Consider the following 24327-nt stretch of genomic DNA (forward strand, 5'->3'; position numbering starts at 1 on the left):
GAATAGACATTAAAATTAAAAGGATATGGCGTTTGATATAGAAATGATTAAAAAGGTTTACAGCCAATATGATGAACGCATAACTGCGGCACGTAAGGTTGTCAATAAGCCTTTAACCCTATCGGAGAAAATTTTGTATGCTCACTTGTGGGATGGGAATGCAGCAGAGGCTTACGAGCGTGGAACTTCCTATGTGGATTTTGCACCAGATCGTGTTGCTATGCAGGATGCTACAGCACAAATGGCTTTGTTGCAATTTATGCAAGCAGGGCGTGCTAAAGTGGCCGTTCCATCCACCGTTCACTGTGATCACCTGATTCAAGCTCGAGATGGTGCTGAGCAGGATTTGACGCGTGCCAGAAACGAAAGTTCTGAAGTGTTCAATTTCTTGTCTTCTGTTTCAAATAAATATGGTATCGGCTTTTGGAAACCAGGAGCAGGTATTATCCATCAAGTTGTTTTAGAAAATTATGCCTTTCCTGGTGGGATGATGATTGGAACGGATTCTCATACTGTCAATGCAGGTGGTTTGGGGATGGTTGCTATTGGGGTAGGTGGAGCTGACGCTTGTGATGTAATGGCAGGATTGCCTTGGGAGCTCAAGTTTCCGAAGCTAATCGGTGTGAAGTTGACTGGTAAATTAAGCGGTTGGACGGCTCCGAAAGATGTAATTTTGAAAGTAGCTGGTATTTTGACGGTAAAGGGTGGGACTGGAGCTATAGTAGAATATTTTGGTGAAGGCGCTGAGTCTTTATCTTGTACAGGTAAGGGTACTATTTGCAATATGGGAGCGGAAATTGGTGCCACAACGTCTACTTTCGGTTATGATGTTTCGATGGAGCGTTATCTACGCGCTACTGGACGTGCTGAAGTAGCGGATGCTGCCAATGCTATTAAGTCACATCTGACTGCCGATCCGGAGGTATATGCTGATCCTGAAAATTATTTTGATCAGCTGATTGAAATTAATCTTTCCGAGTTAGAGCCTTCGTTGAACGGACCTTTCACTCCTGACTTGTATACACCTGTCTCTCACATGCGGGAAGAAGCTGAGAAAAATGGGTGGCCGTTGACAGTAGAGTGGGGTTTAATAGGGTCTTGTACCAATTCTTCTTACGAAGATTTAGCAAGAGCTGCTTCTATAGCTAAACAAGCTATAGATAAAGGTCTAGTTACGAAAGCTGAATTCGGTATTAATCCTGGCTCTGAACAAGTTCGTTATACGGCTGATCGTGATGGTTTGCTTAAGACGTTCGAAGAACTTAACGCAACAATTTTTACGAATGCTTGTGGACCTTGTATCGGAATGTGGGATCGTGCTGGTGCCGATAAACAAGAAAAAAATACTATTGTCCATTCTTTCAATCGCAACTTCGCAAAGCGAGCTGATGGAAACCCGAATACTTATGCGTTTGTGACTTCTCCGGAAATGGTAGCTGCTATCGCAATTTCTGGTGACTTGGGATTTAATCCGGTAACGGATACTTTGACCAACCGCGATGGTGAACAAGTGAAATTAGATCCTCCTATGGGAGATGAATTGCCTTCGAAAGGTTTCGCTGTAGAAGATGCGGGGTATCAAGCGCCTGCGGAAGATGGTTCTGCTGTTACTGTTGATGTCTCACCGACTTCTGATCGTCTTCAATTGTTAGAACCTTTTGATCCTTGGGAGGGAACGGACTTAATTGGACTTAAGCTTTTGATTAAGGCTAAAGGTAAATGTACCACTGACCACATTTCTATGGCTGGTCCTTGGTTAAAATACCGGGGGCATTTGGATAATATATCCAATAATATGCTGATTGGTGCTGTTAATTTTTTTAATGAAAAAACTGATTCTGTGAAAAATCAGTTGACAGGTGAATATATAGGTGTTCCGGCAACGCAACGTGCATATAAAGCTGCGGGTATTGGATCTATTGTAGTAGGTGATGAAAATTATGGGGAGGGCTCTTCTCGTGAACATGCAGCAATGGAACCACGTCATTTGGGTGTACGTGCGGTATTGGTTAAGTCTTTTGCTCGGATTCACGAGACTAACCTAAAAAAACAAGGAATGCTTGGGTTGACATTTGCCGATAAAGACGATTACGACAAGATTCAAGAGGATGATACTGTTGATATCTTAGGTTTAACAGAATTTGCTCCAGGAAAATCATTGACGCTCGTATTTCATCATACGGATGGTTCTCAAGATAAAATATCTGCGAACCATACTTATAATGCGCAGCAAATTGAGTGGTTTAAGGCTGGAGGAGCATTAAATATTATTCGTAAAAATCAAGCGAAATAATTGTAATTTCGATGATATGGAAAGGTCACAATTCCCATGTGACCTTTCTTTTTGTAACCGTATAAATAAAAGGTGTTGTTTTGTTATTAGGGTTGACATCCCCGTCAATCTAATTGCCTTAATAGTTGTGAAAAGTGCTAATTTGATTATATCATCATCTAAAAGATGAAAGGCTTGGCTATGCCATAATTGGCTAGCCGATTGAGTTGAATATATAACACATGAAAAAGATAATATTAACATTAAGTTCTCTTTTGCTAGGGGGGATAGTTGTGTTTGCTCAAGAACAAGGGCAAATCGCAAAAAGTATTTTTAAAACAAAGAATCAACGTTTAGAAAGTAACAAAGGGAAATTCTTTGCCTATTGGGGGTATAATTTTTCTTCTTATGCGAAATCGGATATTCATTTTACGGGACCCAATTACGATTTTACACTTCATGATGTGAAAGCTGGTGACAGACCCACTAAGCTTTCGATGACTTACATAAATCCAGGACGCATTACGGTTCCGCAGTTTAACTTGCATTTTGGCTACTTTATTAAAGATAACTATAGTATTTCATTGGGTTGGGACCATATGAAATACGTTATGGATGTTCCACAATCTGTCCGTATCACGGGATACATCGGTGACGAAATTTCAAATCCAGGTCTTCCTACTGGTTCAAAAGCCGGTACATATAATGGAGAATATATCACCGTGGATTCTGCGATGCTGACCTTCGAGCATACTGACGGCTATAATTTTGCATCGATTGGTTTGGAACGTTATGATGATATTTATGTAAATAGAAAAGGAAAACAGGTGCTTAATACGGAAACTGGTTTGGATGTTGGTTTACTGATTCCTAGAACAGATGCGCATTTATTTGGTGAAGGGGGAAATCATTATTGGAATATAGCTGGATACGGAGCTTCTGCTAAAGTTGGTGTTCAATATCATTTTTGGAAAGGGCTATACCTACAAGGTACTTTTAAAACAGGTTATACAGACTTGAGAAATATTCGGACAACGGGTAGGAGAGGGGTAGATAAGGCAACCCAAGGAATTTGGTTTTTTGAAAATTTCTGGGTACTGGGTGTTCGTTTTTAATTTTACGAGAGAATAGATATTGAACTAGAAAGTTTAAAATAAAAAAGGCTTGAAAATAAACAAGCCTTTTTTATTTTAGGGTTTTCTTAGCGAAGGTTTTTGATTTCCGTTTCAATTGCCGCTTGTGTAATGGAGCCTACAGGCACCAATGGTAAGCGAACATAATCAGATTGGATAACACCTAATTGTTTAAGAATATATTTTACACCAGCGGGATTGCCTTCTACAAAACATAAATCTGTTATTTTCAATAATTCGTTGTGGACAATACGTGCTTGTAGATAGTCGCCTGCTGTACAGTAGCCCGCTAACTTGGCCACTTTTGCAGGATAAGCATTTCCGATAACAGAAATTATTCCTGCAGCACCCAGTGCCATCATCGGTAGAGTGACCGGATCATCTCCGGAAATAAGCGCAAATTCTGCTGGTTTGTCACGCATAATTTCGCTGAACTGGGCAAAGCTTCCTGAAGCTTCTTTCGTTGCAACGATGTTATTAAATTCTTTTGCTAAACGGAGGGTCGTCGCTGCCGAAACATGACTACCTGTTCTGCCGGGAACATTATATAAAATGATGGGAAGCTTAGATGCTTCAGCAATAGCTTTATAGTGTTGATAGATGCCTTCTTGAGTTGGTTTGTTATAGTAAGGAGAGACAGAAAGAATCGCACAGTAACCTGCTATATCAAATTCACTAATTTGTTTGACTATCTCTTGCGTACTGTTGCCTCCTATGCCTGCTACAAGAGGTATTCTGCCCGCAACATGTTTTACGGTAAATACCCAAACCTGTTTTCGTTCTTCCGATGTGAGTGTTGCTGTTTCACCTGTAGTGCCCAGTGACACTAAATAATTCATCCCTCCGTCGATCTGCAAGTCAATTAGGTTTCCTAAAGACTCATAATCAATCGATCCATCTGCATTAAATGGAGTAACTAAAGCTACGCCTGCTCCTTGAAGCTCGTTCATCGTATATTATTATAGTTTAATTTTTTTGATTAATCATACTTAAAAGATCCTGATCAGATATGATCGGAATCTGTAATTTTTCGGCTTTTGCTAATTTTGATGGCCCCATTTTATCTCCTGCAACTAAGTAATTCAGCTTTGCTGAAATTGAAGATATCATTTTTCCACCATAAGACTCGATCAGTTGTGCCAATTCTTCTCTTGAGAAGTTAGCAAAAACCCCAGAAATTAAAAATGTTTTGCCTTGTAAAGTATCTCCTGCAAAGACAATTTCCTGTTCTTCTATTTCGAAATTTAAGCCCGCTTCTTGCAATCTCCCGATTTCAAGTAAATGCTGTGGGGTATGTAGATAGCTATAAACACTTTCTGCAATACGCCCTCCAATATCTTGAACTGCGGCCATTTCTTCAGCTGAAGCCGTAATTATTGCATTAATGTTTTTAAAATGTATCGCTAGTTTTTTTGCGATTGTCTCGCCTACATGTCGTATTCCAAGTGCAAAGAGTACTTTTTCAAAAGGTTTTTCTTTTGATTGTTCTATACCTGTGAGCATATTGTCTATAGACTTTTCTCCAAATCGATCTAACGTTTTTAGTTCTTCTTTATGGTCTTTTAGCGAATATATATCAGCAATTTTACGGAGGAGTCCTAACTTATAAAAAGTTTCCATTGTCTCGTCTCCCATTCCTTGGATATCCATCATTTTACGACCTATGAAATGTTGTAGTTTACCTACAATTTGTGGGCGACAGCCTTCTTCATTCGGACAGTAATGAACGGCTTCACCTTCTTGGCGAATTAAAGGAGTACCGCACTCAGGACAAACGCTAGGGTAAATTATTGGGGCGGTTCCAACAGCACGTTTTTCTCCATTTACCCCAATTATTTTAGGAATTATTTCTCCGCCTTTTTCTACATAAACAGTATCGCCTTCATGTAAATCTAATCGAGCGATTTCATTGGCATTATGAAGAGAGGCACGCTTGACAGTTGTACCCGCTAATAAAACTGGTTTCAAATTAGCAACTGGTGTTACAGCGCCAGTACGTCCCACCTGATAGGTAATTCGATCTAATTGTGTCTCTACTCGTTCTGCTTTATATTTGTACGAAATCGCCCAACGCGGAGATTTTGCGGTAAAACCGAGCTCTTCTTGTTGCGCATAATCGTTAACTTTTATCACAATTCCATCGATATCATAGGAAAGGTTGTACCGTTCTTGATCCCAAAAGGAAATGAACTTGATGATTTCCTCGATATTATTACATAAACTCGTGTGTTGACATATTTGAAATCCCCAACTTCTTACAGCTTGTATGCTGTCCCAATGCGTGTCAAATAATTTATTTCTGTTATCAGCATATAAGAAATAAAGAAAACAATCTAGAGGTCGTTTGGCGACTTCTTTGGGGTCTTGTAGTTTGATCGTTCCAGAAGCAAAATTTCGTGGATTCGCATACACCTGCTCATTATTTTCTTCTCGCTTTTTGTTGAGCCGTTCGAAAGCTGCCCGGTGCATAAATATTTCTCCTCTTATTTCGAAGAGGTTTGGGAAATTGCCTTTGGTTAAATGATGAGGAACGCTACGTATCGTCTTTACATTATTCGTAACTTCATCTCCTTGGGTTCCATCGCCTCTAGTGACGGCGCGGATGAGTTTGCCTTCTTCATAGGTCAACGAAATCGAAAGACCATCGAATTTCAATTCACAAACGTATTGTACATTATCTCCTACTGATTTCCGAACACGTTCGTCAAAATCGCGTAATTCTTGTTCGCTGTAGGTGTTGCCCAATGACATCATCGGCCAACGGTGTTGAACAGTATTAAATTTTTGGGTAATGTCTCCACCGACCTTTTGAGTAGGAGAATTTAAATCGATAAACGCTGGATATTGTGCTTCTAAGCTTTCTAATTCTTTCAGTTTTTGATCGAAATCATAATCCGAAATTAGCGAATTAGCGAGTACATAATACTGATAATTGTATTCGTTCAACTCTTTCGTTAGTTGGGCAATTCTTTCCTGGATATCTGCTAACATAGAAAGCAAATTTAAGAAATAAAAGCCCTTAATTAAATTTAAAACCAAGTTTTTCGTTAAAATCGAAAACCTGGAGCCAACTGTCTAAATTGAGAAAATAAATTTATTCGATAAGTGACAGGTTACTTGAAATTTTCAACTTTCAACATGGAGAATTTTCGGATTTTATTCATGTAAAAATCCCAAATAATACTTTTTGTATAAAAGCCTTTTTCGTTTTCTTTTTTGCCGAATCGTTTTCTTTTTTTTGCATTTTTAAATATATGCAAGAAAAAGTATTGATGCGATCGACTGACGGCCCAGGCATCACCAAACTTTCCTTCAGTTAGAAATTTGATAAGTGCCAACAGGTCTAGCCATAACCTGACAAAAATTACCCAAAAGCAACGTGTGAAAGATAGATTTTTTTGCAACATGACTAAGTTGTTGCGGAAATTCAGATAAGTTTTTTGCGGGTTTCCGGCATTTAAGGTTCCTCCACCTACGTGATAAACAACAGCATCAGCGACATAAGCGATTCCATGGCCCATACGTTTCAATCGCCAACATAGATCGATTTCTTCCATGTGTGCGAAGAAGTCTGGATCGAAACCTCCAGATTCTCGCCATGCATGCGTCCGAATAAAAAATGCAGCACCACTAGCCCAAAATATCTCTCGACAGTCATTGTATTGGGCTTGGTCTTTTTCGATTTCGTTTAATATCCGCCCGCGACAAAAGGGGTAACCGTATCCGTCTATTAATCCTCCTGCTGCACCTGCATGTTCAAAAAACTCTTTTGTATGATACGCTAATATTTTGGGCTGTGCAGCAGCTACGGTCGGATTGGACTCTAAGTAAGATATAACAGGTTCTATCCAAGAGGGGGTAACTTCCACATCGGAGTTCAATAATACAAAATAGTCGGCCTCTACATGCTTTAGTATCTCATTGTATCCACCCGCAAATCCCAGATTTTTGGTGTTATGCAGGATGGTTATAGAGGGGTAGTTTGTTTCTACAAATGCGACAGAGTCATCCGTAGAAGCATTATCTCCTACATAAAAGGAGACATTAGGATATGTACTGTTATATACCGACGGAAGAAATTTTTCTAAAAAGAACTTTCCATTCCAGTTCAGTATAACGACGGCGACTCGAGGATAATATTTCATGATCTGCGTTTTCGTTTCCAGCGTTTGTGTGACCAAAGCCAATATTCAGGCTGTATTTTAATCATTTCTTCAGTAAAGCGATTATGTAATTCCGTAATTTCGTGTTCCTTAAATACACTTGGATCTTCTACCAAGGTGGTGAATTTACAAAAATAGTATCCGCGTTTTTTCTTCCTGCCGATATGACAATATACAACGGGGTTATTTGTCATTTTTGCTATACGCCCCGTACCGGTATACACCAACGTATCCTGATTTAGAAATTCCATAAAATAATCGGAATCTTGATAGGTTGGGGTTTGATCCGCAACAAACATGCTGATATGAGGGGTTCCTTTCAATCGGACGATATGCCGAAGAATTTGTTTCATTGGAACCATAGTTGCGCCAAATCGACAACGTAGACTATTATAGACGTCATTGAAATCTTTGTTGTTAAGAGGTTTATAGATAACAAGCCTCGGATAGTTGGTCATTAAGGATAAACGGTGTATCCCTAGTTCCCAATTACCATAATGGGCCGTGACACCAATAACACCTTTTCCTTGTGCGAAATGACGCAATACCTCTTCTTCATTAATTAACTCAATGCGTTTGACAACTTCCTCCGCGCGAATTGTCCTCATCTTGACTGCTTCAACCAGAAGATCCGGAAAAAATTTATAAAATTTTTTTGCTAATTCATGAATTTCGTCTGTTGTTTTATGTGGGAAAGAGTTCGTTAGGTTCGAGTAAACGACTTTCTTCCTATATTTAAATCCATAAAAAAGCAATATATATAGCAAATCGGAGATGCTATACAATAGCCAATATGGAAGTAAAGAAACAATATACAATAGCGTAGCTATACTTTTTTTTCTCATGAATACGGTCAAATTCGTTGGATTCCCTGCAAATATCCCTAAATAAGTTTACTTTTGCCTAAAATAGTTAAAATCGATGGAATCATCCTTGCTTTTTCCGGCTTTTTATTTGCCTCCTGTTACTTATTTTCATAAGATAAAGGAATATGATAAATCTATCCTGCTGGAACGTTTTGAACATTATCCAAAGCAAACTTACAGAACGCGAGCAAAGATAGCGACGGCGAATGGTGTACTTGACCTGATTATACCTATTCTTCACGGTAGAAAAGAGCGCGTGCCTGTGAAAGACATTCGGATAAACTACGAACACGATTGGCAGCGCCTGCATTGGCTCAGTTTGCAAACGGCTTATCGTAGTTCGGCATATTTCGAATACTACGAGGATGACTTTAGGGTTTTTTACGAAAAGAAGATAGATTTTCTTTTCGATTTTAATGTTCAACAGCTTGAATTGATTCTGAAATGCCTTAAATTATCTAGAGATATTTCTTTTACGGAGGAATATAAAAAAGAGGGAGGAGGATATGATTATAGAGAATCTATTCACCCGAAAAAGGCTTCGATATGGTCTACTCCAAAGACGTATTACCAAGTTTTTGAGGATAGACATGGTTTTATTCCCGATTTAAGTATTATTGATTTGCTTTTTAATCAAGGTCCACAAAGTAAAAATTTTCTATAAAGTAAAGTGCTCTAAAACAATCGAGCCGATTTTATTGTTTCTTGTTAACAATATCTCGGGTTTATGGAGAAAATCTTTACCGTACTTTTATTATGTATGCTTTCTGGTCCTTTGTATGCACAAAGAGGAGTAGATACGATCCATAATAACAAAATATACTATTTGGGAGGCACAGGGTTGTCTTTCCCTTTAGGGAAAACAGGAAATGCCTTTAAAACAAAACTCTTCTCCGGTAGTATGGGGCTCGATATCGCACTCAAAGATCCCCAATTCTTTTTGATGCCTACATTATACCTTTTAACTTATGGTTACGATCAACAGATTCCTGACCCTAAATACAATTATATGGTGGAAAATGGTCGAGCAAATTTTTATATGTTAAGCTTGGCTGCAGGTAGGAGAAAACAATATAAACGGTTAAATTCTTACGGTTATTTGGGACCGGCTATTGGATTGGTAAGCGAGCCGCGCGGAGATATTGTGGGGCAAACGATTGCGATGGAAAATAAATACAGCATCTCACTTGCCGGCAAAATGGGGATAGGCGCAGATTATAAATTTCCTGGCTTTTTTATTGGTGCTGAAATAGGTTATTTGCAACATTTTAAAAAAATAGAAGGAAACGCTGTCCAATTTTTGAGCTTAATGATCGGATTAAAATCTGATATTACGCGTTTAAGTGAGAAGGTAACGAGTGTCATAGGTATCGATACTTACAAAGATTAGGTTTATGTATGGCATGAATAAAATGAAACGTGTAGGACAGATTTTAAGAATACTGTCTAAACATGGTTTTGAAGAGATGATTTCCAGAACAAACATTGATCGGATTATTCCCGACAGTTTTTTACTTTGGAATAAGAATACAAAGCGAATTTTTGAAGAAGATTTTAATGTTCGTATACGTCAAGCTATAGAAGAATTGGGACCAACCTTTATAAAATTAGGTCAGTTACTAAGTAATAGAGCCGACATTATTCCAAAAGATCTTCGTCTTGAATTGGTGAAATTACAGGATAGCGTACCTGCTGAACAAATAGACATCCAATTGAAAATTAGTTCCTCCCTAGCTATAGATTGTGCCGAACATTTCTCTTTCATCAACGATATACCTATTGCAGCAGCATCAATCGCTCAAGTTTATAAGGCGGAGACGAATGACGGTAAGTTTGTAATCTTGAAGGTGAAACGCAGTGATATTGACGCGATCGTACGTGCTGATTTAGATTTTATTTTGGATCTTGTTAAGCTATTGCGGAGTAAGTATGAGATTGTGGAGAAGATCAATCTGTATGAAATTGTGCAATCGTTCGCTAATTCGTTGTTAGGAGAGTTGTCATTTACTAATGAACTTAATAATTTAGAACGGTTTAGAAGAAATTTTCGGGGAAATGAAGCGATTTATATTCCCCACATTTATCGAGAATATTCCAATGATGAAATCCTCTGTATGGAGTATGTGGATGGCGTGAAGATCAACGATCTTGAGGGATTGAAAGGCTATAATTTATCGTCGAAATCGATTTTACAGAGTTGTTTAGATTTATATTTGGAACAGGTTCTTCTACACGGGTTTTTTCACGCGGATCCCCACCCTGGTAATGTATTGGTGAATCATAAGGGACAGATCCTTTTTATTGATTTTGGTTCTATGGGCTTTATGATTCCCCAGGATAGGGATATTATTGAGGCTATGGTTATCAATTTTTTAACGAATGACGCAAAAGGGTTAATTCGAAATTTAAAAAAGCTGGCTGTAGTACATACTATCGAAGATGAGCGGCAACTGGAACGCGATGCTTATGAGATTTTTCAAATGATTGAAGAAAATGCATTAGACGATATAGAAATTCGGGTTATGTTACAGAAACTAAATAAAATACTACAGTATAACAGTATTTTGTTACCTGATTTTGTGTATCTATTATTGCGCGGGATATCGATTCTAGAAGGGACGGGGCGACAATTGAATGCCGAATTGAATATTCCTGAAAGTATAAAGCCTTTCGCTAAACGCATTGCCTACGAGAAGACTTCTGCCGAATATATTAAAAAGCAAATTTTCGAAAAAGGAAAGGTCGTCAAGGATATTCTTACCGATGTGCCTGAAGATTTGTTAACACTATTGGAGAAAATTAAGTCTGATAAGTTGACATTGAATCATAAAATACAAGATTTTGACCGCATGCAATTGGTGTTTCACCGTATTGGCAATAAATTTCTACTGTCTATCTTAGCTATGACTTTTGGTGTAGGAGCTAGCATACTTGCTCACGGTAGAGTGGGCCACCTTATTTGGGGTATGCCCATACTTTCTTGGCTAGGGTTTATAGTCAGCTTTATTCTATCTGGCATTTTAATTATTTATTTGATTCGGAGTAAGTAATTTGTTTTTGTTAAAAAAGGTTATATGATGTTTTTTTTGTTGAGTAATATACTAACTGGATAATCGTTACGTTCTATATAATATATTGATTCGTTAGAATTCATAATTTCATAATTTAGGTTAATAATTGGTTTGGTAAACGTCTGGAACTCCCCGTCCAGACGTTTTTCTTTTATCTTTCGCGAAATCCTGTTGTCGTTTATAAGAACCTATATAATTTGTTTACTCGATTGAATATTGTTATTTTACGGTTTTAAAGGTTAGATGATGAGAAAATTACTTTTATTCTTTGTTTCGGTTAGTCTTTCGTATTCGCTCTACGGACAGACACAAACCTATAAAACGGAAGAAAATATTAGATATGTAGATGCTGATGTATCAGCATATGAAAAGAGCCAATGTCTTTTAGATATACACTACCCGACTTCTGGAGAAGAAAAGCCTATTGTATTTTGGTTTCATGGAGGAGGACTCACGGGAGGTAAGAAGGAAATACCAGCATTTTTGAAAAATAAAGATCACGTTGTCGTAGGTGTGGGGTATCCTTTTTCACCTCAGGTTACTGTTCGTGAAATTATTAGTCGAGCTGCACAAGCGATTTCTTTTACGATGAAGAATGCTAAAAAATACCGAGTGGATAAGAATAGTGTTTTTCTCAGTGGGCATTCTGCTGGAGCTTATTTGGCGCTAATGCTTGCATTTGATAAAAGTTATTTAGCCAAAGAAGAGATTAATGCAGATGATCTGACGGGGGTTATTTCTTTTAGTGCGCAGGCCATTACGCATTTTACGGCAAGAAAAGAAAAAAACATGGAAGAGAAACAACCCTTAATTGATGACCTAGCGCCGCTTTATTGGGTTCGAAAAGATGCTCCGCCTGTTTTGCTTATGACGGGTAATCGCGACTTGGAAATGTTAGGGCGATATGAAGAAAACGCGTATTTGGAAAGAATGCTAAGCATTGTAGGTCATCCTGATCACAAATTATTGGAGTTTGATGGCTATGGCCACGATATGGTTTATCCGGGATTACCGATTTTGTTGCAAGAAGTGAAACGTTTAACAAATAAAAAAAATTAACACGAGGATGAAACAAGAAGAAGTATGCCAGGGAATTATAAGTCTTCTGGCATTTTCTCGTTTTTGAAAAAATAATGTTTATCGTCGTTTGTAATATTGCGTAACACTCTACAGGGATTACCTGCAGCGACGACATTTGCAGGTATATCCTTTGTCACTACTGAACCGGAGCCGATAACACTATTCATTCCGATCGTTATCCCTGGATTTATGACAGTTTGTCCTCCAATCCAAACATTGTCTTCAATAACTATAGGTTTGGCAAATTCCCACCCTGCGATTCTCGGTTCGGAATGAACAGGATGTCCTGCCGTGAATAGTGATACATTTGGCCCTATCATTACATTTGCTCCGATATGGACAGTACTACAATCTAGAATAGTAAGATTATAATTTGCATAAAAATTGTCGCCAAGAAAGATGTTGTAACCATAATCGCAACGGAAAGGAGGTTCTATATAAAATCGGTTTGTCGTTTTGCCTAATAGTTTTTTGAGAAGTTGGTTTCTTGCCTTAATTTTTGAAGGTTCGAGACTGTTGAACTGGAATAATTGTTCTTTCGCATGCTGCCGTTCGTCAAATAATTCTCTTCCCATCGCTTGATAGATTTCGCCTGCAATCATTTTTTCTTTAGATGACTTCATTTTAATTGATTTTGTATATAATGATACCTTTTTATATGATATGCGCAAATGTGCCGTATCTTTTTATCTATTTGAGTTTTGTATGGATAAGATAGGCAAAAATACTGAAAAGCGTATTTGGATAGAAAATTACATATCTAAAAGATTCTGTATTTTTGAATAGTCAATGAATAGATCAATTGGTAATCGAGTGAAACGAGCTCATTTATTCCAATGAAATCTAATACTTATAAATAATAATTTACATATGAGTTTAATGTTAGAGCAACTAGAACCAAAGTCGATTTGGGAAAACTTTGAAGCACTGAATGCGATTCCAAGAGCTTCAAAAAAGGAAGAACGCGTTATACAATTCATGATAGATTTTGGTTTAAAGTTGAACCTAGAAACACAGAAAGATGCTGTAGGAAATGTGATAATACGAAAACCTGCGAGTGTGGGGATGGAAAAACATAAAACAGTTGTTTTACAATCTCATCTCGATATGGTTCATCAGAAGAATAACGATACCGTATTTGATTTTGATAGTGAAGGTATTTCTATGTGGATTGATGGTGATTGGGTACGAGCAGAGGGTACTACATTGGGAGCCGATAATGGTATCGGCGTGGCGGCTATTATGGGGCTTTTGGCTGCTTCTCATATTTCTCACCCCGCTTTAGAAGCTTTGTTTACAATAGATGAAGAAACGGGAATGACTGGAGCGATGGGATTGCAAGGTGGGGTTTTGACAGGTGATATTCTTCTAAACTTAGATACTGAGCAAGATGATGAAATCGATATCGGCTGTGCGGGAGGAATTGACATTACGGCAAAATTAACCTATACTCCAGAACCTATCAAAGGTCAGGCTGTAGGCTATAAGCTTGCTGTCAAGGGGCTGCACGGAGGGCATTCGGGAATGGAAATTCATAAAGGACTTGGCAATGCAAATAAATTGCTAAATAGAGTTCTTTATAGGTTAATGCCTTACGATATTTATCTTGTAGAAATAGATGGAGGAGGTCTGCGGAATGCCATACCACGCGAAAGTTGGGCTACTTTAGCTATTCTTCCGCAATATGAGGCAGCTGCTCTTTCCGTTATTGAAGATGAAGTACAGGCTATAAAGAATGAGCTTTCGACCACAGAAGACGGTTTAGATATAACATGTCTATCCTTCGAACTGGAGAAAGCGAAAGCCTTGCCAGGTTTATTAAGAGATCAACTGATCAAGGCAGTTTATGCTGCTCCAAATGGTGTTTATAGAATGAGTGCTGACTTTGAAGGATTGGTAGAGACATCGAATAACATTGCAAGGGTAGTGGTTAGAAACGGTGAGTTGGTGATAAAATGCCTTACACGATCGTCGGTTGAATCTTCTAAAACTGATTTAGCAAATGCGTTAAAATGTTGTTTTGAATTGATGGGGGCTAATGTTTCTTTTTCTGGAGATTATCCGGGGTGGACTCCGAAGGCAGATTCTGAAATTTTAAAAGTTTTTCAAATTTCATATGAAGAACTTTTTCAAGAACAACCCTCCGTCGTTGCTTGTCATGCCGGACTAGAATGTGGGATCTTAGGAAAAAATTATCCAGCCATGGATATGATTTCTTTTGGACCGACAATTTTGGGAGCACATTCTCCGCAGGAACGTGTTTCTATTCGTTCTGTACAAAAGTTTTGGACGCTTCTAACGCATGTGTTGCAAAATATACCGCTGAAGACAAAATAAAAAAAGGGGCTTTCTAGATGAACAGCCCCTCTTTCACTTTGTTTCAATATATTGTTTAGTTGTTTTTGACTAAAAATTCAATACGAAGTTTTCTTTAGGAATACGAACTTTTTTCAAATTCACAAGCCAATCGTTCTCCTGATCACGGTAACCTAATGCTAAAATAGTTACTGACTTTAAGCCTAGTTTCTGCAAATCCAATAAAGAATCTAATTCTGCGTTGTTAAAACCTTCCATCGGTGTCGCATCAACCTTCTGTTCGGCTGCTGCCGCAATAGCTAAACCGAATCCAATGTATGCTTGGCGAGCCGCGTGTTGGAAGTGTTGCTCTGTCGTCTGTTGTTCAAAAGAACCTAAAAGTTGATTTTTGTAGGCGTCAGCGAAACCTTGTGGTAGGTTTCTCTCATTTTCTTGCTGCGTAAAAACAGCATCTACGCGCTCTTTTGTGTAGGCGTCGTATGCAGCAAAAATAAGAAGGTGAGATGCATCTACAATTTGGCTTTGTCCAAATGCAATAGGTTGAATCTTAGCTTTAAGCTCAGGATCCGTTATTTCGATGATTTTAAACGGATGTAAACCTGAAGAGGTAGGAGCTAAACGCGCTGCTTCTGTAATGTAATCAACTTTTTCTTGTGCTACAGATTCTCCATTCATCTTTTTTGTAGCGTATCTCCATTGTAGATCTTGTAATAAACTCATTTTTTTTATTTTTTATAAATTAAAGTAAACATAAAACTTTCGATAGCATCTATAAATACAGGGGTTGGGGCGCTTTGTATCACACGGTTAGATAATAATTCTATCGAAATGAAACCATGTAACATAGACCAAAATGTTTTCAACTTCAAATAGATATCTACCTGTTGTTTTTTCTGCTCGTTAACCAAGTCTTGAATAGCTTGAAACATAATATCAGAGGTTTGTTTCATCTCTGCTACGCTGTTAATCGTGTCACAGGTAGGTATTCCTAAGCCGAACATAATGCGGTAGTGTTCCGTACGTTGGGCAGCGAACTCCCAGTAGCTGTTGGCTATCATCCGAATGCGTTCTGTATTATCGGTACTGTTCATTTCAGCTAGCCGCATACAATTGGTAAGTTCAATAAAGCCTTCTTTTGTGAAATGTTCCTGTATCGCTTCCTTATTCTCAAAATGCTTGTAGATTACGGGTACACTATATTCAATCGCGTCTGCAATACGACGTATAGACAAAGCATTCCAGCCTTCCTCCTCGATAATACTCCAAGACTGCTCAATAATCTTTGCCCTTATTTCCTCTTGTTGTCGAAGCTTCCGTTCGCTGATTCCCATTGTTGTTACGACATTTAGTTAACAGTGTTAGCAAAAGTAACTATATTATTATTTGCATCAACTCCTTATGAGGAAATCGACATTAATCTGACATACAGTATCCTAAATATATCGATATATTTAGGATGAAATAATATATCAAAGCGGAGAGGACGAAAAGTCGCAAGCTGAAGGTGTTTATTAGGTGAATTGAATGTGTTCCATATGGACATTAATGAATAAACAGAGTGAAACGAGCTCATTTATTCCAATGAAATCTAATACTTATAAATAATTATTTACATATGAAATGTCCACGAGTGCTTCACACAAACACGAATGAAAATAACCCGGACATTCCATATGGCCTTTAAAAAATAGATAATTTACATATGAAATTGGTGAACGACAAAAAGAAAGTTTCTCTTGTGCTCGGAAGCGGAGGCGCCCGTGGCATAACGCAGATTGGTGTTATTCAATGTTTGGAAGAATTGGGATTCGAGATCGATGAAATTGTCGGTTGTTCTATTGGTTCCTTAGTAGGTGCTGCTTATGCCTGTAACCGTGTTTCTGAATTAGGAAATTGGATGAAGACGTTGACTAAAGCCCAAGTTTTTCGTTTGATGGATTTTTCTAATCCCCGTTATGGTCTCCTAAAAGGCGAACGTGTGTTAAATACGTTGCACGAGGTATTTGACGATGTAAATATTGAAGATCTCCCGCTAAAGTATGCTGCTGTTGCAACCGATCTGGAAAAAGAGGAAGAAGTATTATTTGAAAAGGGAAGCATATATACAGCAATTAGGGCATCGATAGCTATTCCCGGTGTATTCACAGGCATAGCAGACGGTGATCGATTTCTAGTAGATGGTGGGGTGTTAAATCCGGTGCCGATTAACCATGTATCTCGTAAAAATAACATCGTTATTGCAGTAAACTTAGAGGGCGTCCCTGATAAAGAAGTGGGAATGGTTGCTAAATTAAATCCAGTAGCTTTATTACAAGAGTCTTATTACGCCATGCGTCGACGTTTGACTACATTAAGTTTGGATAAGTATTCGCCAGATTATATTGTCACCATTCCTCATAATTCTGCAGGAATTTGGGATTTCCATCGATCTGGCGAGTTGATTGACATGGGATATAGTTTAGCTAGCAACGCACTCAAAGTATAGAGGAAGTTTTAAACTTCCTCTAAAAAAGTATGCATGAAAGTATTGAACTGTGCTGGGACTTCTAGATTAGGAAGATGTCCTGCTTGATCGATTTCGAAGTATTGTGTTTGAGGGATGGCTTCCGCCATAGCAAGCATATCCTGTTTTGCGGTTATTTTATCCTCCGCTCCACGTAAAAGTAGTGTGGGCACAGTGATTTCATAAAGAGATTGACTTGTGTCTGTCCGGGATGCTAGCGCTAATAACGTTGAGCAAATAGTGCTAATAGAATTTCTCCGTATGCTGCTTTTTATAAGCTCTACGGCTTCTGGATTATTTTCAATAGTGTTTGCTGAAAAAACATTTTCTGAAAAACCGATTGCAAAAGGTCTTCGTCCATGATTCAAGACAGCCTGTATACTGTCAAATCGCTTTTGTTTTGCCCCATTTGTGTCAGCTTTGCTATGGGTATCTGAAAGAATGAGTCCTTTGATTTTTTCTGGGAAAAGTTGATAGGCACGCAAAGCAATATATCCACCCATGGACACACCGCAAAGAATCGCTTCTTCAATTTCCATTTTTTCTAAGAATACCCGAAGATCTTTGGCAAAGACATCGATGGAGAAAAAACCGTGACCAGCTGTACTGTTGCCATGTCCTCTGATGTCTAAAGCAATGCCCGTAATATGGTCTGCAAGATTTTCCAATTGCTCCCGCCACATGTTTTTATTGAATGGGAATCCGTGTAGGAAAATGATGGTTTTTGAAGATTCAGATTTTGCTTTTTTATGATAATAGGAGATACTAATATCACCAATTCGAATTTTGTTGCTTTTAATCAAGCGTTCAGCCATATTATTTGAAATTTATTCTAAATGTAAATATTTTTTAATCAACAATATACATACCAGTATTCAATAAATTCGATATTTTTTGTGAAAAATGTTTGCAAAGACGGAAAAAGTCACGATATTTGCATCACCAAAATCGAGGAGGGTAATTATCCTTGATGATTAACAAAAGTTTGCGCTCATAGCTTAATTGGATAGAGCACCTGACTACGGATCAGGAGGTTAGGGGTTCGACTCCCTTTGAGCGCACTTTTTCTCTTTTTAAAATCTTTTTTTTATTTTACGCTATCTAGATGTTCAAAGCTTTTTTGAGAATTATTGGATGTTAAGGAAATAAACTTTTGCCCGTAACCGGAGAAAAAGTGATCGCCTGGTAAGTAGTGAGTTAAGTTGGGATAAGCTGAAAAAGTAAAAAAAAATTTGCAGAGAACATCGATTTGTCTATATTTGCATCACCAAAACAAAACGGGGTATTAGTCGGAATGTGATGGTTGCCGCGCTCATAGCTTAATTGGATAGAGCACCTGACTACGGATCAGGAGGTTAGGGGTTCGACTCCCTTTGAGCGCACTTAGTAAACGAAGCCTAATTCTATATTGGATTAGGCTTTTTTTTCGAACATAAAACAATAACAACACTATACTTATTATGCTAAACCTTGTTTTATTCGGTCCTCCAGGAGCTGGTAAAGGTACTCAATCGGAAAAGCTTATTGAAAAGTATCAATTGGTGCATATCTCAACGGGCGATATCTTCCGAGCACACATCAAAAATCAAACAACGCTTGGACAACAGGTAAGTCAGATTATCGCTGAAGGTAACCTTGTACCGGATTCGATAACAATAGCTATGCTGGAAGAAGAAATTGAAAAAAATCCACAAGCAACAGGATTTATATTTGATGGTTTCCCGCGGACGGTCGCACAAGCAGAGGCGTTGGATCAATTTCTAACGTCTATTGGTGAACAGATTACTGGTGTAGTGGCGTTGGATGTTACGGAAGAAGAATTAACGCAGCGTATTGCAAAGCGCCAGGAGATTTCTGGACGTGCTGATGATGCGGCTGATAAATTGAAAAAGCGTATTGAGGAATATTTCGGTAAGACGATTCATGTGTTACCTTACTACGAAAAACAGGGTAAACTTGCAAAAGTGAATGGCATAGGTGATATCGACACTATTTTCCACTCCCTGACAGAAATTATTGATAAATATTAATTAAGAAGTAATTCGTTTATGGCCCAAGGCTCAAATTTTGTAGATTATGTGAAGGTGTGTTGCCGGTCCGGTCATGGAGGTGCTGGTTCTGCACATTTACATCGGGATAAGCATACCGCAAAAGGTGGTCCTGATGGTGGTGATGGTGGGCGCGGTGGCCACGTCATCTTGAAAGGCTCAACCCAACATTGGACTTTATTACATCTAAAATATAGAAAGCATATCATTGCGGCGAATGGCGAATCTGGAGGTAGCGCTTTACGAAGTGGTGCTACTGGTCAAGATGAAATTTTAGAAGTTCCGTTGGGTACAATAGCAAAAGATGCAGAAACAGGAGAAGTCTTGTTCGATATCACGGAGGATGGAGAAACTAGAATTTTAACACCAGGTGGTAAAGGGGGGCTAGGGAACTGGCATTTTAAATCTGCTACGCAGCAAACTCCTCGTTTTTCTCAACCTGGAATCCCCGGTAAAGAGCAATGGGTCGTGTTGGAATTGAAAGTACTTGCGGATGTAGGGCTAGTTGGGTTTCCTAATGCTGGAAAATCAACGTTGTTGTCCGTGGTTTCCGCTGCAAAACCAGAAATTGCAAATTATCCCTTTACCACATTGGTTCCTAATCTTGGAATTGTCGGTTACCGTGATAATAAGTCTTTTGTGATGGCTGATATACCAGGTATTATAGAAGGTGCTTCACAGGGAAAAGGGTTAGGATATAGATTTTTACGACATATTGAACGGAATTCTGTATTGCTTTTTATGATTCCTGCAGACACGGATCGAACGATTGAAGAAGAATATCAAATTCTACTCAATGAACTGACTGCATACAATCCCGAATTGATTGATAAACCTAAATTGTTGGCTATTACAAAATCCGATATGTTGGACGAAGAGTTAGAAACAGAGATGGCGAAAACGGTGCCTCCAAATATTCCCTACCTCTTTATATCTTCGGTAGCTGGGAAAAATATTCAACAATTGAAAGACCTCATCTGGAAAGCTATCAATCAATAGTCTTTCGAAGGCTAGGTGTTTTATAAAAAAGAGGAGAAATAATACACTTATTTCTCCTCTTTTTTATAGGTTTTTTTTATTTATCAAATAATGGGAAATAGCCGGCTTTCCATTGTCCATTTAAAATTACTCTTTAAGCAGTCGAAAAATTGCCTGTTTGCACTTTCGGTGTGTTGCTCAATGAGATAGGGGATGAATAGTTGGTATTTATCGGTTTGCAACTTGTAATATCCAAATAGTGTTCCTCTGTTTTTTTGTATGGACCTGACTTCAGACAGTGTGAGCGTGTCTCGTAAGAGGTTGAAGCGGACTCTTTGGTCATTTTTGTAGTAGACAATGATGTCATTCCCTTCGGGGTCAAAATATATACGCTGCTCTTTGATAACCTTCAAATGGTTTGTGTAAACAAAAAATTGTCCAATCAAATAAAGACTTAATGGGAGCGCTATCCACAGAATTTTGATTTTGAAACCTAAAATTAGAATAACAAAAAAAAGCAATACACCTATGCCTACGGTAGTGAAAGTGCTTTGTGTAACTTTCCGTATGACTTGTGAACTGCTGTCAATTAGCAATAGATTCTGGCGTTCTCGGATACTTATTTCTCGTTGTTGACTAGTTCCCATCAAGAATCGTCGTGAGAAGTAGTAGAGCAAAAGTCCCAAGAGTAATATGATAAGCAGAATCCTCATGTTTTACTTAATATTGTTCTTGTTCGTTTGGATAATTACCAGACTTTACATCGATGGTATATTGGGTAGCAGCTTCTACTATCCCGTGGTACATCTGCATATATTGACGTAGAAATTTTGGTTTGAAGTCTTTGGTGAAACCGAGCATATCATTTACGACTAAAACCTGCCCATCGCAGCCATTTCCAGCACCTATTCCTATTGTAGGGATCGAAAGTGATGCCGATACTTCTGTTGCTAATTTGGCGGGAATCTTTTCTAAGACTACAGCAAAGCATCCAATAGACTGCAAAGCCAATGCATCGGATTTCAGTTTTTCTGCTTCGGCCTGCTCTTGGGCACGTACGCCAAATGTTCCAAATTTATTGATAGCTTGCGGTGTTAAGCCTAAATGGCCACAAACGGGAATTCCAGCATCAATTATCTTTTTAATATTGTCTAGTATTTCAATGCCACCTTCAAGTTTAAGCGCATGGGAACCAGATTCTTTCATCATTCTTACGGCTGCTTTAAAAGCATCTTCTGCTGTGCCTTGATACTCGCCAAATGGTAAATCAACAACCACTAAAGCCCTTTTAGTTCCTCTCGCTACAGCACTGGCATGATAAATCATCTGATCTAGTGTGATCGGTAGTGTGGTTTCATAACCTGCAAAAACATTAGCTGCAGAATCGCCGACTAATAAAATATCTATTCCAGCATCATCTAGTGCACGTGCCGTTGAAAAATCGTATGCAGTAAGCATACTGATTTTTTCCCCATTCTGCTTCATGGCAAGTATGGTATTCGTCGTGACTCTTTTAATAATTTTATTTACTGACATTTCTTGTGCTTTTGTAAGGCAAAGCTAAATAATTAAAATAGAAATATGCGAAATAATCCTAGATTGAACACTCGAAGTCGTTTATGTAGCCCATATTTCTTATTTTTGCATTTATGCAGGAAAATGACAATCGTTTATTTAAATTTCCGAAATTTCAGGACTTAATAATTTTTGAAGATGATGATATAATTGTCATCAATAAACCGCCTTTTGTGGCTTCGCTCGATGATCGGAGCGGTGGAGAAGTAAATATACTTCGATTGGCAAAAAAATATCATCAGGATGCGCAGGTTTGTCATCGTCTTGACAAAGATACTTCTGGTATTCTTCTAATTGCTAAAAACCCCGAAACATACAGGTTGATCTCTATCGAATTCGAACGCCGTCGTGTGAATAAGATTTACCATGCCATTATCGGTGGTACACATACGTTTGACAATCTATTGGTGGATTTACCAATTTTAAATCAAGGAAATAAAAATGTGTCTATCGATAGGGCTAATGGAAAGGCCGCAGAGACGATTTTTAATTCGATAAAATATTTCAAGCATTACACGCTGGTTGAATGTAAACCTATTACCGGACGCATGCACCAGATTCGTATACATTTAGCTACTCAGCATGCTGCTATTGTGAGTGACTCTATGTATAGAGGTAAGCCGGTGTATCTGTCTCAGATTAAAAAACGTGGTTTTACCATGTCGAAAGAGCAAGAAGAACTTCCTATTATGAAACGATTTGCGTTACATGCACGAAATGTAAGTTTTTCCATTGATGGTAAGGAATATGCTTTTGAAGCACCTTATCCAAAGGATTTTGCGACCTTGCTAAAATTGCTGGAAAAATTTGATATGTAAGACGTTATTTATATATAGCCATGACCATGACAAAAAGAAACAAAACCCTACAAATCATTATCGGTATTGCAGTCGTTGCGTTGTTAATTGTATTAGTCTTGCCTGTCTTGCGCTCAAAACTGAAGAAACCAGTTGAAGCAAAAGAAAATAAGCAAGAAATAGTTGAGAAAGCCTCTGTAAATCCTTCTTTTTTAAATGATAAAGGCGATGTGCTGACGATTGCGGATTTAAAGGGGAAAGTTGTTTTTCTTAATTTTTGGGCAACTTGGTGCCCTCCGTGTAAAGCTGAAATGCCATCTATTCAGGTGCTAAAAGATAAGTTTAAAGGCGATGATAGGGTGGTGTTTATGTTGGTGGAAATCGAAGGAGAATCGGAAAAAGCAAAGCAGTTTATGGAACAAGGAAAGATGGATTTGCCCATTTTTTATCCGGATAGTGAAATTCCGTCTACATGGCTTGAACAATCAATACCAACAACTATTATTTTAGATAAAGAAGGTAATATTGCTGCTCGTCATGAAGGTATGGCAGACTATGCGCGTAAAGAAGTTTTTGAATTTATAACTACATTAACGGATAAATAAGGATGATAAGAGCGGAATTGATTCGCCAAATAAAAAGCAAAAAGAGTTTTTTGTGTGTAGGGCTTGATACAGATATTAACAAAATTCCAGCGCATCTTTTGGGAGAAGAAGATCCGATATTTGCGTTTAATAAAGCGATCATTGAGGCTACGGAAGATCTCTGTGTGGCTTATAAACCGAATATCGCTTTTTATGAATGCTATGGAGTAAAAGGGTGGCAGGCGTTACAGCGGACGTGGGAAGTAATTCCCAAAAGTTGTTTGAGTATAGCGGATGCAAAGCGAGGAGATATTGGTAACACTTCGGCGATGTATGCGCAGGCATTTTTTGATGAAAAGGTTTCGGGATTAGGATTTGACGCAATTACTATTGCTCCCTATATGGGAAACGATTCTGTAACGCCCTTTTTGGATATTTCGGATAAATGGGCTATTGTACTTGCTTTGACATCTAATTCGGGAAGTAAAGACTTTCAGAATTTCGAAAATACAATGGGATTACAATTGTTTGAATCGGTTTTGCAAAATGTATCTAACTGGGGGACTGTTGATAATACGATGTTTGTTGTTGGGGCTACCCGCGGAGAGGGATTTTTGAAAGTGAGAAATATTGTTCCTGACCATTTCTTGTTAGTTCCTGGGGTTGGTGCTCAAGGAGGTTCTCTTCAAGAAGTCTGTCAATATGGTATGAATAAAGATTGTGGATTGTTGGTGAACAGTACTCGTGGAATTATTTATGCTTCTAATGGACTTGATTTTGCGGAGCGGGCGAGAGAAGAAGCGTTAAAACTTCAACGAGAAATGGAAGTTGAATTGCAGAAAGCTGGAATTGTATAGAAGATGAGTTCAACTCATCTTTTTTGTTTTATGGAATTCCTTTCTTTTTTGGCACAATAATTACAGTGTAAGCCCAAACAGACG

At 38.3% G+C, this 24327-nt stretch carries 23 protein-coding genes and 2 tRNA genes; 15 read left to right on the forward strand and 10 right to left on the reverse strand.

Going from position 1 to position 24327, the window contains the following annotated elements:
- Positions 1 to 25 precede the first annotated feature (25 nt).
- Both ACSZOX_RS03370 and ACSZOX_RS03375 read left to right on the forward strand, forming a co-directional pair.
- Entirely contained in the window at positions 26 to 2293 is a 2268-nt protein-coding gene (locus tag ACSZOX_RS03370) for an aconitate hydratase (protein WP_437918348.1), read from the forward strand.
- 221 nt (positions 2294 to 2514) lie between these two features.
- On the forward strand, positions 2515 to 3387 hold the full coding sequence (locus tag ACSZOX_RS03375) for a hypothetical protein (protein ID WP_437918350.1): 873 nt from the start codon (positions 2515 to 2517) through the stop codon (positions 3385 to 3387).
- A gap of 86 nt (positions 3388 to 3473) precedes the next feature.
- On the opposite strand, the gene dapA is transcribed toward ACSZOX_RS03375, so the two are convergent.
- The 4 genes from dapA to ACSZOX_RS03395 form a co-directional block, all read right to left on the reverse strand.
- Positions 3474 to 4355, reverse strand: coding sequence for a 4-hydroxy-tetrahydrodipicolinate synthase (gene dapA / locus ACSZOX_RS03380; RefSeq protein WP_437918351.1), 882 nt, complete (start codon positions 4353 to 4355; stop codon positions 3474 to 3476).
- Between the two features lie 16 nt (positions 4356 to 4371).
- Positions 4372 to 6396, reverse strand: coding sequence for an NAD-dependent DNA ligase LigA (ligA, locus tag ACSZOX_RS03385; protein ID WP_437918353.1), 2025 nt, complete (start codon positions 6394 to 6396; stop codon positions 4372 to 4374).
- A 122-nt stretch (positions 6397 to 6518) separates the two neighbouring features.
- A complete protein-coding gene (locus ACSZOX_RS03390; protein WP_437918355.1) occupies positions 6519 to 7550 on the reverse strand; it encodes a glycosyltransferase family 2 protein in 1032 nt (343 codons plus the stop codon).
- Positions 7547 to 8413 carry a lysophospholipid acyltransferase family protein gene (locus ACSZOX_RS03395; RefSeq protein ID WP_437918356.1) on the reverse strand — a complete coding sequence of 289 codons (867 nt, stop codon included), beginning with the start codon at positions 8411 to 8413 and terminating at the stop codon, positions 7547 to 7549. Before ACSZOX_RS03395 ends, ACSZOX_RS03390 begins: the two co-directional genes overlap by 4 nt.
- 76 nt (positions 8414 to 8489) lie before the next feature.
- On the opposite strand from ACSZOX_RS03395, the gene ACSZOX_RS03400 reads away from it, so the two are divergent.
- The 4 genes from ACSZOX_RS03400 to ACSZOX_RS03415 all read left to right on the forward strand — a co-directional run bounded on the left by ACSZOX_RS03400 (position 8490) and on the right by ACSZOX_RS03415 (position 12564).
- Positions 8490 to 9098 (forward strand): WbqC family protein, encoded by a 609-nt coding sequence (locus tag ACSZOX_RS03400; RefSeq protein WP_437918358.1) that lies wholly within the window; start codon positions 8490 to 8492, stop codon positions 9096 to 9098.
- 63 nt (positions 9099 to 9161) lie between these two features.
- Positions 9162 to 9824 (forward strand): hypothetical protein, encoded by a 663-nt coding sequence (locus tag ACSZOX_RS03405; protein WP_437918359.1) that lies wholly within the window; start codon positions 9162 to 9164, stop codon positions 9822 to 9824.
- A 13-nt stretch (positions 9825 to 9837) separates the two neighbouring features.
- Positions 9838 to 11484 carry an ABC1 kinase family protein gene (locus ACSZOX_RS03410; protein ID WP_437918361.1) on the forward strand — a complete coding sequence of 549 codons (1647 nt, stop codon included), beginning with the start codon at positions 9838 to 9840 and terminating at the stop codon, positions 11482 to 11484.
- A 264-nt stretch (positions 11485 to 11748) separates the two neighbouring features.
- Entirely contained in the window at positions 11749 to 12564 is an 816-nt protein-coding gene (locus ACSZOX_RS03415) for an alpha/beta hydrolase (RefSeq protein WP_437918363.1), read from the forward strand.
- A 35-nt stretch (positions 12565 to 12599) separates the two neighbouring features.
- On the opposite strand, the gene ACSZOX_RS03420 is transcribed toward ACSZOX_RS03415, so the two are convergent.
- Positions 12600 to 13208 carry a sugar O-acetyltransferase gene (locus tag ACSZOX_RS03420; RefSeq protein WP_437918364.1) on the reverse strand — a complete coding sequence of 203 codons (609 nt, stop codon included), beginning with the start codon at positions 13206 to 13208 and terminating at the stop codon, positions 12600 to 12602.
- 247 nt (positions 13209 to 13455) lie between these two features.
- Here ACSZOX_RS03420 and ACSZOX_RS03425 point away from each other — a divergent pair, with 247 nt between their 5' ends.
- On the forward strand, positions 13456 to 14922 hold the full coding sequence (locus ACSZOX_RS03425; protein WP_437918365.1) for an aminoacyl-histidine dipeptidase: 1467 nt from the start codon (positions 13456 to 13458) through the stop codon (positions 14920 to 14922).
- 69 nt (positions 14923 to 14991) lie between these two features.
- Here ACSZOX_RS03425 and ACSZOX_RS03430 read toward each other — a convergent pair whose 3' ends face one another.
- Both ACSZOX_RS03430 and ACSZOX_RS03435 read right to left on the reverse strand, forming a co-directional pair.
- Complete coding sequence (locus ACSZOX_RS03430) at positions 14992 to 15621, reverse strand: nitroreductase family protein (RefSeq protein WP_437918366.1); 630 nt, start codon at positions 15619 to 15621, stop codon at positions 14992 to 14994.
- Between the two features lie 5 nt (positions 15622 to 15626).
- Positions 15627 to 16232 carry a TetR/AcrR family transcriptional regulator gene (locus ACSZOX_RS03435; RefSeq protein WP_437918368.1) on the reverse strand — a complete coding sequence of 202 codons (606 nt, stop codon included), beginning with the start codon at positions 16230 to 16232 and terminating at the stop codon, positions 15627 to 15629.
- 371 nt (positions 16233 to 16603) lie between these two features.
- On the opposite strand from ACSZOX_RS03435, the gene ACSZOX_RS03440 reads away from it, so the two are divergent.
- The gene (locus ACSZOX_RS03440) at positions 16604 to 17386 is read left to right on the forward strand and encodes a patatin-like phospholipase family protein (protein ID WP_437918369.1); all 783 of its coding nucleotides are present in this window, start codon (positions 16604 to 16606) and stop codon (positions 17384 to 17386) included.
- 8 nt (positions 17387 to 17394) lie between these two features.
- Here ACSZOX_RS03440 and ACSZOX_RS03445 read toward each other — a convergent pair whose 3' ends face one another.
- Positions 17395 to 18219, reverse strand: coding sequence for an alpha/beta fold hydrolase (locus ACSZOX_RS03445; RefSeq protein ID WP_437918371.1), 825 nt, complete (start codon positions 18217 to 18219; stop codon positions 17395 to 17397).
- 172 nt (positions 18220 to 18391) lie between these two features.
- Here ACSZOX_RS03445 and ACSZOX_RS03450 point away from each other — a divergent pair.
- The 4 genes from ACSZOX_RS03450 (at position 18392) to obgE (ending at position 20451) form a co-directional block, all read left to right on the forward strand.
- A tRNA-Arg gene (locus ACSZOX_RS03450) sits at positions 18392 to 18465 on the forward strand.
- A gap of 247 nt (positions 18466 to 18712) precedes the next feature.
- Positions 18713 to 18786: transfer RNA gene (locus tag ACSZOX_RS03455), tRNA-Arg, on the forward strand.
- Positions 18787 to 18864: 78 nt separating this feature from the next.
- Positions 18865 to 19434, forward strand: coding sequence for an adenylate kinase (locus ACSZOX_RS03460; protein ID WP_437918372.1), 570 nt, complete (start codon positions 18865 to 18867; stop codon positions 19432 to 19434).
- 18 nt (positions 19435 to 19452) lie between these two features.
- Positions 19453 to 20451, forward strand: coding sequence for a GTPase ObgE (gene obgE, locus ACSZOX_RS03465; RefSeq protein ID WP_437918373.1), 999 nt, complete (start codon positions 19453 to 19455; stop codon positions 20449 to 20451).
- An 83-nt stretch (positions 20452 to 20534) separates the two neighbouring features.
- Here the strand turns inward: obgE and ACSZOX_RS03470 are convergent, their stop codons facing one another.
- Positions 20535 to 21143 (reverse strand): hypothetical protein, encoded by a 609-nt coding sequence (locus ACSZOX_RS03470; RefSeq protein WP_437918375.1) that lies wholly within the window; start codon positions 21141 to 21143, stop codon positions 20535 to 20537.
- 7 nt (positions 21144 to 21150) lie between these two features.
- Entirely contained in the window at positions 21151 to 21966 is an 816-nt protein-coding gene (panB, locus tag ACSZOX_RS03475) for a 3-methyl-2-oxobutanoate hydroxymethyltransferase (RefSeq protein ID WP_437918377.1), read from the reverse strand.
- Between the two features lie 113 nt (positions 21967 to 22079).
- Between panB and ACSZOX_RS03480 the strand changes: the two genes are divergently transcribed.
- The 3 genes from ACSZOX_RS03480 to pyrF are packed head-to-tail and all read left to right on the forward strand — an operon-like array spanning position 22080 to position 24243.
- Complete coding sequence (locus ACSZOX_RS03480; RefSeq protein ID WP_437918378.1) at positions 22080 to 22823, forward strand: RluA family pseudouridine synthase; 744 nt, start codon at positions 22080 to 22082, stop codon at positions 22821 to 22823.
- A 26-nt stretch (positions 22824 to 22849) separates the two neighbouring features.
- A complete protein-coding gene (locus ACSZOX_RS03485) occupies positions 22850 to 23407 on the forward strand; it encodes a TlpA family protein disulfide reductase (protein ID WP_437918380.1) in 558 nt (185 codons plus the stop codon).
- 2 nt (positions 23408 to 23409) lie between these two features.
- Positions 23410 to 24243, forward strand: a complete 834-nt coding sequence (gene pyrF / locus ACSZOX_RS03490; RefSeq protein WP_437918382.1) for an orotidine-5'-phosphate decarboxylase — start codon at positions 23410 to 23412, stop codon at positions 24241 to 24243.
- Positions 24244 to 24327: the final 84 nt, after the last annotated feature.

Source organism: Sphingobacterium sp. LRF_L2 (assembly GCF_965644235.1).
In the GTDB taxonomy this organism is placed as follows: Bacteria; Bacteroidota; Bacteroidia; order Sphingobacteriales; family Sphingobacteriaceae; genus Sphingobacterium.